12 protein-coding genes are annotated in these 18,013 nt (G+C 48.5%); 6 read left to right on the forward strand and 6 right to left on the reverse strand.

What is annotated here, in order from left to right; translation table 11 throughout:
* Positions 1-29: 29 nt before the first annotated feature.
* The gene (locus EQP46_RS04930) at positions 30-1,322 is read left to right on the forward strand and encodes an NAD(P)/FAD-dependent oxidoreductase (protein ID WP_129492589.1); all 1,293 of its coding nucleotides are present in this window, start codon (positions 30-32) and stop codon (positions 1,320-1,322) included.
* A 93-nt stretch (positions 1,323-1,415) separates the two neighbouring features.
* Here the strand turns inward: EQP46_RS04930 and EQP46_RS04935 are convergent, their stop codons facing one another.
* The 5 genes from EQP46_RS04935 to EQP46_RS04955 form a co-directional block, all read right to left on the reverse strand.
* On the reverse strand, positions 1,416-3,737 hold the full coding sequence (locus tag EQP46_RS04935; RefSeq protein WP_129492590.1) for a bifunctional diguanylate cyclase/phosphodiesterase: 2,322 nt from the start codon (positions 3,735-3,737) through the stop codon (positions 1,416-1,418).
* Between the two features lie 334 nt (positions 3,738-4,071).
* Positions 4,072-4,623 (reverse strand): GNAT family N-acetyltransferase, encoded by a 552-nt coding sequence (locus EQP46_RS04940; RefSeq protein ID WP_240671655.1) that lies wholly within the window; start codon positions 4,621-4,623, stop codon positions 4,072-4,074.
* Positions 4,624-4,729: 106 nt separating this feature from the next.
* Positions 4,730-5,548 (reverse strand): peptidoglycan binding protein CsiV, encoded by an 819-nt coding sequence (locus EQP46_RS04945; protein ID WP_026024965.1) that lies wholly within the window; start codon positions 5,546-5,548, stop codon positions 4,730-4,732.
* Positions 5,549-5,587: 39 nt separating this feature from the next.
* Positions 5,588-9,052: a transcription-repair coupling factor gene (gene mfd / locus EQP46_RS04950; RefSeq protein ID WP_129492592.1), complete on the reverse strand. Its 3,465-nt coding sequence runs from the start codon at positions 9,050-9,052 to the stop codon at positions 5,588-5,590.
* Between the two features lie 11 nt (positions 9,053-9,063).
* On the reverse strand, positions 9,064-9,630 hold the full coding sequence (locus EQP46_RS04955; RefSeq protein WP_129492593.1) for a PilZ domain-containing protein: 567 nt from the start codon (positions 9,628-9,630) through the stop codon (positions 9,064-9,066).
* A 351-nt stretch (positions 9,631-9,981) separates the two neighbouring features.
* Between EQP46_RS04955 and lolC the strand changes: the two genes are divergently transcribed.
* The 3 genes from lolC to lolE are packed head-to-tail and all read left to right on the forward strand — an operon-like array spanning position 9,982 to position 13,116.
* Positions 9,982-11,178 (forward strand): lipoprotein-releasing ABC transporter permease subunit LolC, encoded by a 1,197-nt coding sequence (gene lolC / locus EQP46_RS04960; RefSeq protein ID WP_129492594.1) that lies wholly within the window; start codon positions 9,982-9,984, stop codon positions 11,176-11,178.
* Positions 11,171-11,875 carry a lipoprotein-releasing ABC transporter ATP-binding protein LolD gene (lolD, locus tag EQP46_RS04965; RefSeq protein ID WP_129492595.1) on the forward strand — a complete coding sequence of 235 codons (705 nt, stop codon included), beginning with the start codon at positions 11,171-11,173 and terminating at the stop codon, positions 11,873-11,875. The genes lolC and lolD overlap by 8 nt, the downstream gene beginning before the upstream one ends.
* Complete coding sequence (gene lolE / locus EQP46_RS04970; protein WP_129492596.1) at positions 11,872-13,116, forward strand: lipoprotein-releasing ABC transporter permease subunit LolE; 1,245 nt, start codon at positions 11,872-11,874, stop codon at positions 13,114-13,116. Before lolD ends, lolE begins: the two co-directional genes overlap by 4 nt.
* Before the next feature lie 256 nt (positions 13,117-13,372).
* Here lolE and EQP46_RS04975 read toward each other — a convergent pair whose 3' ends face one another.
* On the reverse strand, positions 13,373-13,924 hold the full coding sequence (locus tag EQP46_RS04975; protein ID WP_129492597.1) for a DUF2062 domain-containing protein: 552 nt from the start codon (positions 13,922-13,924) through the stop codon (positions 13,373-13,375).
* A gap of 32 nt (positions 13,925-13,956) precedes the next feature.
* On the opposite strand from EQP46_RS04975, the gene EQP46_RS04980 reads away from it, so the two are divergent.
* Positions 13,957-16,221 carry a DNA internalization-related competence protein ComEC/Rec2 gene (locus EQP46_RS04980; protein ID WP_129492598.1) on the forward strand — a complete coding sequence of 755 codons (2,265 nt, stop codon included), beginning with the start codon at positions 13,957-13,959 and terminating at the stop codon, positions 16,219-16,221.
* A 35-nt stretch (positions 16,222-16,256) separates the two neighbouring features.
* A complete protein-coding gene (gene msbA / locus EQP46_RS04985) occupies positions 16,257-18,011 on the forward strand; it encodes a lipid A ABC transporter ATP-binding protein/permease MsbA (protein ID WP_129492599.1) in 1,755 nt (584 codons plus the stop codon).
* Positions 18,012-18,013 lie beyond the last annotated feature (2 nt).

Below are 18,013 nucleotides of genomic sequence, written 5' to 3' on the forward strand. Positions count from 1 at the left end.
GAATTTAAAATCATGGTGAGGAAATAATCGTGACCAAAATAGTAGTAGTAGGTGGCGGTGCTGGTGGCCTAGAGCTAGCGACAAAGCTTGGCCGTACACTGGGGCGCAAAGGACGCGCACAAGTCACGCTGGTAGATCGTAAATCAAGCCATTTATGGAAACCATTGCTTCATGAGGTTGCAACGGGTTCATTGGATGAAGGTGTAGACGCAATCAGCTATCGTGCTCATGCGAAAAACCATCACTTCGAATTCCAATTAGGCAGCCTTTCTAACATCGACCGTGACACGAAAACCCTGACACTTGCAGAGTTGCGTGACGAAGAAGATGGCGAGTTGCTGATGCCTCAGCGTGAATTGTCTTACGACATTCTTGTGATGGCGATTGGCTCAACATCGAATGACTTCAATACTGAAGGCGTTCGCGACAACTGTATTTTCCTTGATAGCCCAGAACAAGCGCGTCGTTTCCGTAACGAAATGAACAACGAGTTCTTGAAGCTTCACGCGAAGTCGGGTCACGGCACCGTGGATATCGCCATTGTAGGTGGTGGTGCAACGGGCGTAGAGCTGTCTGCGGAGCTTCACAATGCGATTAAAGAACTGCACAACTATGGTTTCCAAGACCTAGACAGTTCTAAATTGAACGTGACTTTGGTAGAGGCGGGTGAGCGTATTTTGCCTGCGTTGCCGCCACGTATTTCAGGTTCTGCGCAGCAAGAGTTGATCAAGTTAGGCGTAAACGTTCGAACAGCGACCATGGTCGTTAAAGCGGACTCAGAAGGCCTGACAACCAAAGATGGCGACAAGATCCCAGCGCAAATCATGGTGTGGGCGGCAGGTATTAAAGCCCCGGACTTCATGAAAGACATCGCGGGTCTTGAAACCAACCGCATTAACCAATTGGTGGTGAAGCCAACACTCCAAACCACCCGTGACGAAGACATTTTCGTTATTGGTGACTGTGCGGCATGCCAACAAGAAGACGGTTCAATGGTGCCACCACGTGCGCAAGCCGCGCACCAAATGGCAAGTCGTTGTTTCAGCAACATCGTTGCGAAGCTAACAGACCGTGAACTGAAAGCGTACACGTACAAAGACCACGGTTCGTTGGTATCACTTAGCCGTTTCTCTACCGTTGGTAGCTTGATGGGTAACCTGACCAAAGGCTCAATGATGGTTGAAGGCCGTATGGCACGTATTGTTTATGTGTCGCTGTACCGCATGCACCAAATCGCGTTGCACGGTATGCTCCGTACGGGTCTGATGATGCTGGTTAGCCGCATTAACCGCGTATTGCGCCCATCGCTAAAACTGCACTAAATCGATACCGCTTCGAGAACAACGCATTTCTTCAAAAGCCCGGACATGTTCTGGGCTTTTCTTTTTTTGCCACACGTACTTTTTTCATTGACGTTAACGTGCCTGTTGCGGTGTTTTTTCATGGCATGCTCTATGCCAATGAATGAGCTGGTCTTTAGGGAGCGGTTTAGATTTCAGAAACCCTTGAATGTAATCACAGCCTTTTTCAGACAACCAATCAAGTTGCGCTTCCGTTTCCACTCCTTCTGCGACAACATCAATGTCGATGGCATGTGAGAGGTTAATGATAGCGGAGCACAAACGGGATGATTTACTCCCAGGAAGCGCGACGTCGGTGATGAAGCTTCGGTCTATTTTCAAAATATCAAACGGGTACAAACTCAATAAAGACAGTGAAGAGTAGCCCGTTCCGAAATCATCGAGGTATAAGCGAATACCGAGTGCGCGTATTTCCTTGAGCGCTTCTAAGGCAATATTTTCATTACCAATGAGAGTCGATTCCGTAATTTCTATACTGAGCTTTTCTGTGGGAAATGAATGGCGTGAAAGCAGTGTTTTAATGAAGTCGACAAAGCTAGGAGATTGAAGCTGCTTGGCTGACACATTGACTGTGATGCCTGGGAAATCGTCACTATCCGCGTTGAGGAACCAGCGCTCAAGTTGTTCACACACTTCAACAAACACCCAATTTCCAATGCGATGAATGTGATTTGTATCTTCAGCAATGGGAATGAAATCAGCGGGAGATACTTGCCCAATTCTTGGATTGTTCCAGCGTAGAAGCGCTTCGAAGTGTTCAACGCGATTGTTTTTTAAGATGGGTTGGTACATCAGGTAGAACTGATTGAGTTCGACGGCCTGACTGAGTTCTTGTTCTATGTTAAACCTTGCTTGAACTTGTTTAAGCATGCGCTCTTCATAAAATGAAATAGATGCGCCGCTCTCTTTGGCATGGTACATGGCGATGTCTGCTTGCTGGATAATATCCAACAAGGTGAATTGTGGGTTTGTGATTGCTGAAATGCCGATGCTGGCGCCAAGTTGTATGTTGTGTTCATCGATAATGTAATTGTCGCTGATCGCGCTGAGGTAACGCGTAGCGAACGTCATTGAGGTGACTTTGCACGTGATGCCGCTGAGGCAAACCACAAATTCATCTCCCCCAAACCGAAAAACCCTATGGTTGTCTTGCGTGATGCTCAATAAGCGCTCTGCGACGTCTCTCAATAGACGGTCACCGATCAGATGACCGAGTGAATCATTAACATTTTTGAATCGGTCTAAATCTATGAAAAGCAGTGAGAAGCCGTCGCTAACGCCTTGGCTAATCTTTTGTTTTTCTTCTTTAAGGTTTTTTTCGAGGGCAACACGATTGTGCAGGGTAGTCAGTTGGTCATGACGAGCCTGAAAACGGAGCTTTTTGGTTTGGTCTTTGACAAGTTTGCTCGCGAATTGCAAACGATTGGAATATGACCAAACGCAGGTCGCGGTTGCCACGGTAAGTAACATGGTGAGAATCATGACGATCACGCCATACATACTTTCTACTTCGCCGTAAGTCAGAGAGTGAAACTCAATCCACACACCTTCTTCGTTGCCCGGAATGGCCACTAAATGTCGAACACTTGGGTAGGTAGAATCAATGTTTGCCATTGGTGTCGTTTGATACAGAACAGAGGTACTGCCGTTGTTACTAAATTGAGGCGTGACGGTGATATTTAGGCTTCTTCCGTTTTTCTCGTGCGGCCAAATAGCATCAAAGAAGTCCTCGAAATAGAGCGTGGATGTAAGAAATCCTCTTAGTGCATTTTTATCTACTATTGCGGAGAATAGTCGTAAACCTCCCCCGTGAGCGTCTTTGAAGAAGTGGCTTTCTGGACTTCGCTGAAAGAATGCCCGTTCCATGGCATGAACAAATTCGCATTGAGCGTCAGCGCGCCATCCTACATAGGTTTTGGCATGTGTTTCAGGAGAAACATACAACACAGGAAACGTATATTTGCTGAGTGCTGACGAACAGCGAGTCTTTGTTTGAGGATGGAGAGTAAACTGCGCATAGTCCTTATCTTCCTGCTCAACCACATCACGCACAAATTGATGCGCTTTGTTTTTCAGCACTTTGGGTGTCCAAAACACAGCGTGAATACCGTGATTTTTATTCGTTCTGGATGCCAAGAATTGTTGAAAAGTGTTTTTGTCGAGTGTTTGGCTGTTTTGAAAGTATAACTGTCCGGAGAATTGTAATTCTTGGAAGGAGTACAGGGACTTCTCTAGTGCATTTAATCGCTGCTCGACTAACGCTTCAAACGTGCTGAGTTGCTTCTCTTTCTCTAATTTTTTGACGGATAGCCCACTGAAGTAAGCAAGGCCTGCGCCTATAAGAAATATCACCCAAGGTAATGTTGTTATTCGCATGGTAACTATCTGATAGATTACTGATAGACCACATTATATTGAGCAAAGTGACAGTTTCGTTTTAGATATATTTCAATAGGGTTTCAGCTGTTATAAAGTTTTTGGTTACTATCTTTATTCTTTATTTATTACAATGGCTTGCCATTGATTTTTGTCATGGAATGTTGTTTTGAGGCTCGGAGACCGTTTTAGGTTTTTGCGACAAAAAAGAGTCTTTCTTGTAATTAGATGAAATGTAGAAATGTTCGGGGGGGGGTTATACCCAAAAAAACGAACCCTATCTGAGGGTTACTTGATTTTTTGGGTGTGAATTTTATGCGTAAACGTTTGAGTGTTATTGCGTTACAAACCCAAGGTCGCTGGGCACCAAACTGTATACCAAGCCTTCTTTGGCTTCACCGTTATACATATAGCGATTTCTCGCGCGGCATTCAAAGGTAGCTTGAAGCTTTTCCGCAATGCGAATGCTGGCTGTGTTGTCAGGGTCCATCACCAGTTCTAAGCGGGTGAGGAGCAAATGGCTGAATGCGAGGCTTGCAATGGCTTCTGCGGCTTCTAAGGCGTAAGCGCGTCCTTGATACTCGGTGGCTATCCAATAGCCCAGATTGGCAAGGTTAGCGACGCTATCAATGCTTGAAACATACACGCACCCCACGAGATTCCCGCTTTCTTGCTCAAAGACTGCAAGTTCATAGCTGCTGCCTGTCAGCCAGCCTTGTCGGCTGCGGTTTATCCACGCTTCAGCATCCAATTCATCAAAACCCTCACTGCACCAATCGAGCCAAGGCGAAATGCTGTCGGCTGAAAGGCTGATGGCACGTTGTAACGGTTGAACATCCACGCGTTTCAACGCGCGTAGAAGCAGACGATCTGTTTGAAATTCCAAGTTTGCTTGCATGGTGGTAAATGCACTTAATCAGGAGAAGAAAGGCTTTCAATGCTCAACATTGAATGTAGTTGAAGAAAAACGCCCTCAGTGAGGGCGTTATGTTTTAGTTTGCTTTAGTAACCTGAATAATCAACCCCATAAGCGGGTGATCGAGGTAGTGGATTTCACCACTGCGCATACGGCGCTTCTGCTCAAAGGCATAAGGCTGAAGGAATTTCTCAATCGCGTAGCTGCGTTCTAGCTTTTGCAGACCTGCAAAGGTCACGTCATCATTTGGCGTGCTGACAGCAGCAACATTGGTTGCTTCGCCATCTTGTGCGATGTCTTGCAACACAGTGTCTGATTGACCCGCCAATGGGGCAGGGGCGGCGCTGACATCTTGCAGCACTTTACGTTCGCCCGGCTCACGCAGCACAAGATCGGTTTCTATAAACAGATAGTGCTGAACATATACACGGATGAAACCGTCGAGCTCATACATCGAACCGCTTTTCTTTTCGGTACCATCATCACCAACGGTTTGCACGCCTTTCGGTGTGCCGTCTTTGTAATAGTCGTTGCCGTAATTATTGCCGGCGGCTAAGCGCATTTTTGGCATCGCGCCTCTGCTTCCGTCATTTTGACGCCAAGCAACGTGCACCAAAGGCTTAAAGCCTGCATGGCGTGATAAGCGATTATATTCAGCGTTTAACTTCCATTCGCTTTTCGGCAAAAGGGTCAGTCCACGCGCAGCCATTGACGCAGCGTCATAAGGGGAAACTGCGTTAGAAAAGTTGATACCACCCGGCGCTTCTGGCCAGTTTTCTTTCACTGCATCAGGGCTCTGGTTTCTTTTAAAGACGATAACTTCAACGTCATAGAGGCGTTCAGCCATCGTTTGCCAGCTAATGGTGCACAGCAGCAGGAAAATTAGCTTCTTCAAAGCATTACTCCGTTTCGAATACATATGACTGCCTTAGACTCAGGCAACCAATAAATTGTCAGCAAATTGCGTTAAAAGTGTTTCGATAAACGCGACCCGCTCACGTCGATCTGTCAGCGGTTCAGCGATTTTTAGCTTTGTTGGTCCATCAAAACGGTAACGGCTCGGGTGGGATTGTAACAGACCCACCAAGAAGCCGGGATCAATTTGGGCGTTTTGAGTAAACTCGATCACACCACCTCTGTCGTGTGCGTCAATTTTTCTTACACCCAGACGTGCAGCGTCCAGCTTTATTTGCTGAATCGTCAACAAGTTCGTGGCTGCATCGGGCAATAAACCAAAGCGATCAATCAGTTCAACACGCAACTCTTCCACATCATCTTGCGACTTAGAGCCTGCGATACGTTTATACAGTGACAAACGGGTGTTGATGTCAGGGATGTACGCATCTGGTAGCAAAGCGGGTAGGCGCAACTCAACATCAGTTTGTTGATTGAGCAGTTCTTCCAATGACGGTTCTTTGCCTTCCTTCAATGCTTCAACGGCTTGCTCAAGCATTTCCATGTAAAGGGTGAAACCGATGGATTGTATTTGACCGCTTTGCTCATCACCCAGCAGCTCACCTGCACCACGGATTTCGAGATCGTGGGTTGCCAGCGTGAAGCCTGCGCCCAAATCTTCCAATGAGGCAATGGCTTCAAGACGTTTTGCGGCGTCTTTGGTCATGCGTTTTGGATGCGGTGTAAGCAAGTAGGCATAGGCTTGGTGATGTGAGCGGCCTACACGGCCACGAAGCTGGTGCAGTTGCGCTAAACCGAAGCGATCAGCACGATCCATAATGATGGTGTTCGCAGTCGGCACATCAATGCCTGTTTCGATGATGGTGGTACACACCAAGACATTAAAGCGCTGGTGATAGAAATCCGACATGATGCGTTCAAGTTCACGTTCGCGCATTTGCCCATGGGCGACCGTAATGCGCGCCTCTGGCACGAGTTCTGCCAACTCATCCGCGGTTTTCTCTATGCTGTCGATGTCGTTGTGCAGGAAGTAGACCTGGCCACCACGCATGATTTCACGCAGCATCGCTTCTCGAACCAAGTTCTTGTCGGTTTCACGCACAAACGTTTTGATGGCGAGACGACGCGAAGGCGGCGTGGCGATGATGGAAAGATCGCGCATACCACTCATGGCCATGTTCAAAGTACGAGGGATTGGGGTGGCCGTCAGCGTGAGAATATCAACATCTGCACGCATCGCTTTTACTTTTTCTTTCTGGCGCACACCAAAGCGGTGTTCTTCATCGACGATAAGCAAACCAAGATCGTGGAACGTCACGTCACTTTGCAGCAATTTGTGGGTGCCGATCAAAATGTCGACTTTCCCTTCTGCTGCATCTGCAAGGATTTGCTTTTGCTCTTTGGTTGATTTGAATCGAGAAAGCACTTCAACGCGAACCGGCTGATTGGCAAAACGGTCGCGGAAGTTCTCGAAGTGTTGTTGCGCCAATAGGGTGGTCGGCACAAGCACGGCAACTTGTTTGCTGTTGTTCACCGCCAAGAACGTTGCACGCATGGCGACTTCCGTTTTACCAAAGCCCACATCACCACACACAAGGCGATCCATGGCGATAGGCTGGCACATGTCAGACAAGACGGCATTGATGGCTTGTTTCTGATCCGCGGTTTCTTCAAACGGGAAGTTCGCACAGAAATCGAGGTACGCCTCTCTGTCATGCTTAAAGGCAAAGCCCGGCTTAGTAGCGCGTTTGGCATAAACATCCAACAATTCTGCCGCAACGTCTCGGACTTTTTCCGCAGCTTTCTTACGGGCTTTTTCCCATACATCACCACCTAAGCGGTGAAGTGGAGCAGTTTCTTCCGCACCACCACTGTAACGGCTGATCAGGTGCAGCGATGCCACAGGGACATAAAGCTTTGAGCCTTGCTGGTATTCTAAGGTGACGTATTCGGTTTCAATGCCGCCTGCTTCAAGCGTTTGCAAACCAATGTAACGACCCACGCCGTGTTCAAGGTGAACCACGGGCTGGCCTGGCTGCAATTCTGCGAGGTTGCGGATTAAGGTGTCACTGTTACTGGTGGTCTTTTTGTTGTCGCGGCGGCGCTGTTGCACCACGCGTGCACCCAGCAAGTTGCTCTCGCAAATTAGCGCAAATTTTGGGGCTTCTGAAACAAAGCCTATCTCTGCCGGGCCAACCACCAAAGTGAACTGGCTAGGTGCAGCAAGGGCTTCGTCCAAGGATTCGCAGACCATAGGGCGGATTTTAATGCGCGCCAGCAGATCGAGCATGGCTTCGCGTCGGCCTTCCGTTTCAACGGAGAAAACGATTTTGCCGTTGAAGTCTTCTGAGAAGTTACGAAGTGCACCCAGCGGCTCTTTGAGCTGCTGATTAACGGTCAATTCAGGCAACAATGAAATGGCGGCATTTTGGCGGCCAGCTTTGTTGTCTGTGGTTTCGCGCTCTAGCTTGATGCGTGGGTAGGCTTTGAATGCTGAAAACAGCTCGTCGACGGTTTGCCATAACTCATTAGGCGCGAGTAACGGGCGCATCGGATCCACGCGTCGTTGATCAAAACGGTAATCTGCATCTGCAAGGAAACTGCGTACCGAGGTTTCCAAATCGCCTGAGGTCAGAAGTAAGGTGTTTTCTGGCAGGTAATCAAACAGCGTTTCTGTGTGATCAAAGAAAAGTGGCTGCCAGTATTCGATGCCCGATGGCCATGTTTTTTTGCTGACTTGTTGGTAAATCGATTCCGGTTCGCGACGCGCATCAAAGCGCTCACGCCAACGACCACGGAACTGTTCAACAGCGTCGTCATCGGTTGGAAATTCGTGCGCGGGGAGCAGATTGATTTGATCGAGTTCTTGTGTCGAACGTTGATTCTCAGGGTCGAATTCACGAATGGTATCGACTTCATCATCAAAGAAATCAATACGATAAGGTTGGTTGGACCCCATAGGGAACAAATCGATGATCGAGCCACGACTGGCGTATTCACCATGCTCAATGACCTGATCCACATGGCGATAGCCTGAAAGCTCTAGCTGATAACGCAGTTTTTCGAGTGAAACGCGGTCACCTTTCTTTACGATCAGCGCGTGCTGAACCAAGAATGAACGCGGCATGACACGTTGTAATAGCGTACTGACCGGGATAATAACGATGCCAGAAGTTTGCTGAGGCAACTGATAAAGACGTGCAATACGGTCAGATATAATGTCTTGGTGTGGCGAGAAATTATCGTAAGGCAATGTTTCCCAATCAGGAAATACATGGCATTCGCGGCCAGTGAATTGGCTAACTTCTGGCTGTAGCTTCAATGCGGTTTGATTGTCAGGCACCACAAGCAACATCATTCTGTGTTGCTGGTTGGCAAGTTGTGCAATCGTAAGGGGCAGCGCAGAGCCAAGTAAGTTGGCAATGACGCGCGTGTCGCCCGCCTTTTCTGGGGCAGGCAAAGTAAATAGGGCTGAGTTAGTCATCGAATTGAGGCTTAGTTATTTCTTTCCATTGCGCGTTGACGAAGAAGCTTTTGTTGCTGATGCAACGCGGCACGAATGAGAACATCTTTGTCGTCTTCTTGTAATCGCGTGTATTTCACACCCACGGCATACTTACCATTCTTTTCTTTTATACCGTAGACGCTACCGTAGCAGTAAATTGCTGAGGGCGGGTTCTCAAGAAAGAGTTTAAGACGAACGTGCTGACCTTTTTGAAAGGGCTTTTTGGCGATAAAGGTTAGGCTACTCGCACCAAACGTTTCGGTTTGATGACGTAATGCAGGGTCGTCTTGTTGAGACAACATGAAGCCGAGCAGAAGATTGATTTTTTCGTTCTGGGCGTGCAAAAACTTCGACAGCGCCTGACTGTTGTCGTGGTGCAGAGATTGAAGTTCTTTTTCTACGCCACCATCAAGGTCGCTACATTCACTGGCGATCCGAAAGGCAATAGGGATCTCACGTTCGAATTCGACATCAGAGGGAACGCGCTCACCTTCGCCCAACACTTCCACATTGATTTTTAGATGTGCGTGTACCGAAAAATATTCATCCTGACTCATGATGTATCCTAATACCTTGTAATCTGTTGATTATCACGCAGTCCCCTCGATTCCTCAACCTGTAGCCTGAGTTCAGGGCATTTTTCTCGCGTTTGGTGATTTTTTCTTCTGGTTATATGAAACAGAACCGATGGCGCTGAACAAAATTCCCGCAATTGGCACATTGTTGATCTAAGTTGCTCGGGTCATAGACCCTGGGCAAACCACGAAATTGTTGAAATCCCATCATGGTGAGCGGGCTATCGTGGCAATCCGCTGACCTTAAAGGTATTCTTGCACATCATTGGTGTCAGATTGTGTCACCAAAGAAATTGCATTCAACTGCCTATAACTTTGTCGAGAATTCTCATTATGTTTCACCCTTTGCCGGTGTTTATTGGCTTGCGCTACTTAAAAGGTCGCTCGGGCGATAAGTTTGGCCGGTTTGTTTCTTATATGTCGACGGCTGGCATTACGATCGGCGTGATGTCTTTGATCACTGTGCTCTCTGTCATGAATGGTTTTGAAGGCCAGCTCAAAAACAGAATTCTGGGTGTCTTGCCTCAAGCGGTCATTGCTGGCAATGCCGAGCTTGCCCCTGATGTGAACACCATTGCGCAGTGGGATGGCATCCAGGGTACAGCGCCATTGGTGTCAACCGATGCGGTTGTGCAAAGTGCGGTGTCATTGGGGGCAGGGCGTTTGTTGGGGGTAGACCCACAAAGTAAAGAGCCTGTGCGTGCTTTCATGGTGCGTGGTCAATTTGAAGCGTTAACCGCAGGCAGCTACAAGCTGGTACTCGGCCGAAAGACGGCTAGGCAGCTTGATGTGTCTGTCGGCGACAAAGTGCGTGTGATGATCACCAGTGCAAGCCAATTTACGCCGATTGGTCGTGTGCCTTCTCAACGGAATTTCACCGTTGCGGGTATTTATGACACGGCAACGGACGTAGATGGGCAGTTGATGTTTGCCAATCTGAATGATGTGGCGCGTTTAATGCGTTTGCCGCGCACGCAACCTGCCGACCTTCGCCTATTCGTAGCCGAACCCTTTGATGTACCCAAGCTGAAAGTGAAAGCGGAATCGCTTGGGTATGCGTGGTCTGATTGGCGTGAATTGCGTGGTGAATTGTTCCAAGCCGTGAAGATGGAAAAAAACATGATGGGCTTGATGCTCAGTCTGATCATCTTGGTGGCGGCATTCAACATCATTTCTGCACTAATCATGGTGGTGATGGAGAAGCAATCAGAAGTTGCCATCTTGAAAACCCAAGGCATGAAACAGCGTGATGTGGTGTATTTATTTGTTGTTCAAGGTGCGAGCAGTGGTGTAATTGGCGCCATTTTAGGGGGTGTTGCAGGCACGCTGTTGGCGATGAACATCAATGGCATCATGGCGGTGCTCAATATCAGTTTATTGGGTAATGGTATTTCATTGCCTGTGGTTGTGAAACCCGAACAAATCTTCTCTGTTGTAGTTGGCGCGATTGTCTTGAGCCTTCTTGCTACCTTGTTCCCTTCGATTAAAGCGGCGTCTGTTCGCCCCGCTGAGGCTCTTCGCTATGAGTAATGCATTGCTAACCTGTTCAAACGTTGTCAAAACCTACCAAGAAGGTGAGCTGGAAACGCATGTACTGAAAGGCGTTTCGTTTTCAATCAACAAAGGCGAATTGGTAGCGATTGTTGGTGCATCGGGTTCTGGTAAAAGTACCTTGTTACACATCCTTGGCGCGTTAGATTCGCTGACCAGTGGCGATGTGCAATTTGAAGGGAAAGATCTGGTGAACATGCGAGCATCTGACCAAGCCACGCTGCGTAACCAGAACATCGGTTTTATTTATCAGTTCCACCACTTGCTGGCTGATTTTACGGCAATTGAAAACGTGGCAATGCCATTGTTGATTGGTGGAGAGAAGCCCGCAGAAGCCAAACGTCGTGCGTTGGAAATTTTAGATGCGGTAGGCATGGAGCACCGTGGTGAACATCGTCCTTCGGAATTATCTGGCGGTGAGCGCCAACGTGTTGCGATTGCACGCGCTGTGGTGAACCGTCCTGCACTGGTATTGGCCGATGAACCTACGGGTAACCTTGATCACAAAACGGCATTGGATATCTACGATCTGATGCGTCAGCTAAACAAAGAATTCAACACCGCCTTCTTGGTTGTTACGCACGATCAGGAGCTCGCAGGAAAAATGGATCGCCAACTGTCGATGTTGGATGGTCAGTTTGTCGAAACGTCTAAGCCAGAGGTGAACCCAGCATGATGGAACCTTTGGCGCTGTTTATTGGACGCCGATTTAGCAAGGCGAAGCGTCGCAATAAACTTGTTTCTTTTATCTCTGTGTCTTCCATGATCGGTATCTCTGTCGGTGTCATGGTTATCATTGTCGGTCTGTCGGCGATGAATGGCTTTGAGCGCGAACTTGAAAAGCGCGTGCTGGCGGTGATCCCTCACGCTCAGCTTGAAGGGGTGGATGCGCCTGTCGCTTCTTGGCGTACGATGAAGGAAACCGCGGTAGCGAATCCGAACGTTGAGGCGGGCGCGCCGTATGTCACTTTCACGGCGTTGCTGGAAAAAGGGGCAAACCTCAAACCTGTGCAAATTCGAGGTATTGACCCGAAAGCGGAAGAAACCGTCAGTAATATTCATCAGTATGTGCTGGACAATGGTTGGCAACGTTTAACGCCAGGGGAGCATGCGATTGTGCTAGGTAAAGGCATCGCAGATGGTCTTGGTGTCAAGGTGGGTGATTGGGTAACGGCACTCATTCCCTCGCCAGATCCTGATTTGAAACTGCGCGCGCCAAAACGCATTAGGTTGCAAGTGTCAGGCATTTTGAGTCTTGGCGGGCAGGTTGATCACGGCTTGTCGCTTATCCCTATTCAAGATGCACAATCTTACATTGGCATGGGCGATGCGGTAACGGGTGTCGCGTTGAAATTGTCTGAGCCACTGAACGCACGCCATATCGTTCGTGAAGTGGGCAAAACACTCAAAGAATACGTTTATTTGAAGAACTGGACGCAGGAATACGGCTTCTTGTATCGCGACATTCAAATGGTGCGCACTATTATGTATCTCGTGATGGTGCTGGTCATTGGTGTTGCGTGCTTCAACATTGTTTCTACTTTAATGATGGCGGTAAAAGACCGTGCTGCGGACGTGGCTGTGTTGCGCACCATGGGCGCGAAAGATGGCCTGATTCGTTCTATCTTCATTTGGCACGGATTGTTATCGGGATTGTTCGGTAGTTTGATTGGCTCCGTGATGGGATGTTTGATTGCGTTCAACCTGACCAGCATTGTGGGGTGGATTGAGTCGCTAACAGGGCAGGATTTCTTGTCTGGTGATATTTACTTCGTTGATTTCTTGCCGACTGAACCGCACCTGATGGATGTGTTTCTTGTGTCGACAACAGCGGTGGTGTTGAGCTTATTGGCAACATGGTACCCGGCACAGCGTGCATGCAAGTTGCATCCCGCATCGGTGTTGAGCGCGCGCTAATCGCTTAGTGACTTCCCTGATTTAACGGTTTGACAGTGAAGCCCGCAGGAATTTATTCCAGCGGGCTTTTTGTTTGCGTCATTGTTTCGAGCTTCTGGCAATTCATGGCGTTGGGAAAGGCTTGAAAGGTTAAGTGAATCGCAACGGGATGTTTGAGAAGGAGATGATTTAAGGTTCTTACAGCAAGTCACTCGCAGTCGCGCAGTTGAAAGAAAATACCCCGCCTTTGTTTTTGCAAGGGCGGGGTATTTTGTTGTTAGGACTTGTCTTTTTTCAGAACGTCTTTGAGTTTCTTTGGTAAGCGTAAGCGGCGTTTTTGCCAGCTTCTTACCACGGAATATCGCCAAATACCCCGGACGCTGAAATAGCCGATAAGAGAGAACACAATGCTCAACACAAGGCAACCCAACAAGAAAGGAGGCCCAATCTGACTCATTTGGTTAAACAGGAATTCCCATGTCAGTTCAAAATGGAAATGCTGATCGGGTGTGTCCATCAAGAACGTGCCCACTTTGTAAGCTGCGTAAAAAATAACGGGCATGGTCACGGGATTGGTAATCCAAACCAAAGCAACAGAAAGGGGAAGGTTAACGCCGAACATGATAGCAAGACCTGCCGCCATGATCATCTGACTGGGAAGCGGAACAAATGCCATGAACAGACCAACCGCAAACGCCCCGGAAGCGGAGCGTCGGTTAAGACACCAAAGGTTTGGGTCGTAAAGCAAATTGCCAAACACAGCGAGCGCTTTCTGCTTGCGAATGACTTCATGCTTAGGGAGAAATTTTTTAATTATTTTTCTTGGCATACGTCTTCATTTCACACGGGGGCGATACCAACATGAAGCTATTGTTTGGCATCGTGGTAGCTATCATCACTCTGAAATGGTGGCCGAGTATTCCTAGCTCAGGCGTTGTCATTACAACGCTGCTCATCCTTATAGCGTTACGCAGGTACGTGTCAGAGATCGTTATCGGTGCAGCCATTGGGTGTCTTATTGCAACAGGCGCTGTGGCTGTTTTTCAACATAAAACCGATACTGCACTGACGGTTGATTTGAATACTACCATAGCAGGTAAAGTTGGCAGCCTTTTTACCAAGGAAAACGGGCAAACAAGTGTAATCTTTGATGTCGACACAGTGAATGGACGCAAACTGACCGTTTTTGAGACATTTAGAGCACGTCTCTACTGGCGGTCTGAGCTGCCGGTGAAACAAGGACAACACTGGTCTGTTACCGCAAGATTAAGAGAGCCCTACGGTCGTGTTAACGAAGCAGGCTTTGACGCCGAGACCTATTTTCTCTCTCGTCATATTCACAGCAAAGGATCTGTTCGCACTGCTAATGTGTTGAATGAACGGGTTTCCGTCCGTCAGCAACTCTATGACACTGTCTATGATGACGTGAACCATTTAGGCAGTGCCCGTTTTTTGATTGCCCTGGCCTTTGGTGAACGGAGCTTGTTGTCGAGCGAAGATTGGCAGCAACTTCGTGACAGCGGGTTAGCCCATTTACTGGCGATCTCAGGCCTGCATATCGGCTTGGCATTCTTTTTCGGTTACACCGTCGCTCGATATGTGTTTCCACTGATTGTAAAACGCGATACCCATTTGTGGGTTCCACTCATGATGGGATTAGTTGCGGCATGTTTATATGCGTGGATGGCCGGGTTTTCTTTGACCACCCAACGCGCATTAATGGCACTTCTCGTTGTTTCTCTGATTCGCCAAAGTGGGTTCAGTGTCAGTCCCTTCAATACCTTCTTTTTGGTATTGGCTGCGGTGTTGGCATTTGACCCGCTTTCAATATTCTCTGCTAGTTTTTGGCTTTCTTTTGGTGCGGTTTACGCTCTTTGCATTATGGCGCTGTTTCGCCCCTCAGCCCCGATTGAAGAAAGTGCCATGCAGAAGGTTGCTCGGTACATAAAATCTCTGCTTATTATGCAATTTGTGCTGATGATTGGCATGTTGCCCCTGATGTGGACATGGTTTGGTGGCGTCAGTTTGACCGCGCTATTTTTCAACGTGCTGGCTGTCCCTTTGATCAGTTTAATTACTGTGCCGCTCATCTTGTTGGGACTCATGCTCACGCCATTGGGGGCGTCATCTTTTGTTTGGCAAGCCGCCGATCTCTCGCTTCAACCCTTAATTGGACTTCTCGGTATGGCGTCATTTGGGTGGTTAGAGACGCAAGGTCCTTCCATCCTTTTTCCCATCGTTGTGGTCTTCCTGAGCTTGATGCTCTGGTTGGTGGGGGTTCGAACCATACCTATCACTGCGGGGGTAGTGAGCCTTGCGCTGCTTACGTGGAAAAGTGCACCGAGTGACACCTCTGCATGGCGTGTCGATGTGTTTGATGTAGGACACGGATTGGCGATGCTGATTGAGAAAGAAGGGCGTGCGGTGATGTATGACACGGGCGCAGCATGGGCATCTGGCAGTATTGCCGCATCTGTGATTGCGCCAGTGTTGGCAAAGCGCGGTAGCAAATTGGATGGGTTGATATTAAGCCACGGCGATAACGATCATTCTGGGGGAGAAGATTGGGTCATCAAACACTTAATGCCTGAATGGGTTCGCTCGAGCGAAAATGACATCGGTCACTTGCCGTGCTTGCGTGGAAACCACTGGCGATGGCAACAACTCGAATTTGAGGTGCTGTATCCATTGACGTTGTCAGAGAGGGCGAAGAACCCGTCATCGTGCGTCATCAAAGTGTCTGACGGCACGCATGCTGTGCTGCTAACGGGCGATCTTCCCAAAGCGCAAGAAGCCTACTTGTTAGCTCAGCACGATGATTTGTCCGCCGATGTGGTGATTGTGCCGCATCACGGCAGCAAAACGTCTTCAAGTGAGGCATTCATTGATCATGTAAACCCATTGGCTGCCATTGCGTCGACGGGTCGCTATACGCCGTGGAATTTACCGCACCCTGATATCGTGTCACGTTATAAAAGCCGAGGCATTGAATGGTTTGAAACCGGCTACGACGGGCAGGTGAGTGCACAATTCTCAGACAAAGGTTGGAGAGTTCTTAGTCAAAGAAACGATACAGAGCCTTTTTGGTACCGCAAGAAGTTTGGAGCACCCAAAAGAAAAGAGTAGAATGCCCGCTACTTGCAGAAATATAAGCAATTCACATGACAAAATACCAAGATAGAACCACCTGGGATACGTTCAAAAAGCTGTGGCCATTTATCGCGAATTATAAATTGGGCCTCGTGGTTGCCATTATCGCTTTGGTGATCAACGCAGCAAGCGACACCTTGATGCTTTCTATGATTAAGCCGCTGCTTGATGAAGGCTTTACGTATGACAAGGTTGATGGCGATTTTCTGAAGATGATGCCCGTTTATCTCGTCCTCTTGATGTTGGTGCGTGGTGCATCAAGCTTCGTGTCGACATATGGGCTATCTTGGGTTTCAGGCAATGTGGTGATGGTCATGCGCCGTCGCATGTTCAACCATTTCATGAAGATGCCCGTGAGCTTCTTCGATCAAGAATCCTCGGGTGCGCTGCTTTCTCGTATTACTTACGATTCTGAGCAGGTTGCGAACGCCACCAGTGGCGCACTTGTCAGCCTCGTACGTGAAGGTGCGTCTATCATCGGTCTGATGACCTTAATGTTCTATTACAGCTGGCAGCTTTCGGCGATATTGCTGGTGATTGCACCGGTTGTCGCATGGGCGATTGGCTTCGTCTCTAAACGTTTCCGCAAGATTTCTTCCAACATGCAAGAAGCCATGGGCTCAGTGACGTCCTCCGCCGAACAAATGTTAAAAGGCCACAAAGTGGTGCTGAGCTTTGGTGGTCAAGAAGTTGAGCAGGCGCGTTTTGAGAATGTCAGTAACCGTATGCGCCAACAAACCATGAAATTGGTGTCGGCGCAGGCGATTGCAAACCCTGTGATCCAGCTGATCGCGTCTTTTGCGTTGGTGGCGGTATTGATGCTGGCGAACACGGAAGCGATTCGTTCAGAATTGACGGCGGGTACGTTTGCGGTCGTGTTTGGTGCCATGTTTGGTTTGATGCGCCCATTGAAAGCGCTGACCAACGTAACCTCTCAGTTCCAACGCGGTATGGCAGCATGTAATAGCCTGTTCGAATTGATGGAAATGGAAACAGAGAAAGACAACGGTCAGCACACCATTGATCGTGTGAAAGGCAACGTAACCGTTAACGATGTTGTCTTTACTTACCCAACCAAAGATACGCCAGCCCTAAAGAGCGTGAGCTTCGATCTGCCAGCAGGTAAAACGTTGGCCTTGGTAGGACGTTCAGGTTCAGGAAAAAGTACCATTGCTAATCTGCTAACCCGATTCTATGACATTGACAGCGGTGACATCAGTATTGATGGGGTTCGCATTCAAGATTACACCTTGAACAACCTGCGTGATCACGTTGCGATTGTGTCTCAGAACGTTCACCTGTTTAACGACACGGTGGCGAACAACATTGCTTACGCAGCTGAAGAAAATTACACCCGCGAGCAAATTGAGCGTGCGGCGGAATTGGCCTTCGCCGCTGACTTTGTGCGTGAAATGGACAATGGTTTCGATACCGTCATTGGTGAAAACGGTGTGAGCTTGTCGGGTGGTCAACGTCAGCGTATTGCCATTGCGCGTGCATTGCTGCGTAACGCACCTATCCTAATTTTGGATGAAGCGACGTCGGCGCTGGATACAGAATCGGAGCGCGCGATTCAAGCGGCGTTGGATGAACTGCAAAAAGACCGTACCGTGCTCGTCATTGCACACCGCCTTTCTACCATTGAAAACGCGGATGAGATTTTGGTTGTTGACGAAGGTGAGATCGTTGAACGCGGCGATCACCCAACCCTGATTCAGCAAGATGGCGCCTACGCGCAGTTACATCGCATCCAATTCGGAGAATAAGC

It is taken from the genome of Enterovibrio baiacu, from assembly GCF_004120195.1.
Classification (GTDB): domain Bacteria; phylum Pseudomonadota; class Gammaproteobacteria; order Enterobacterales; family Vibrionaceae; genus Enterovibrio; species Enterovibrio baiacui.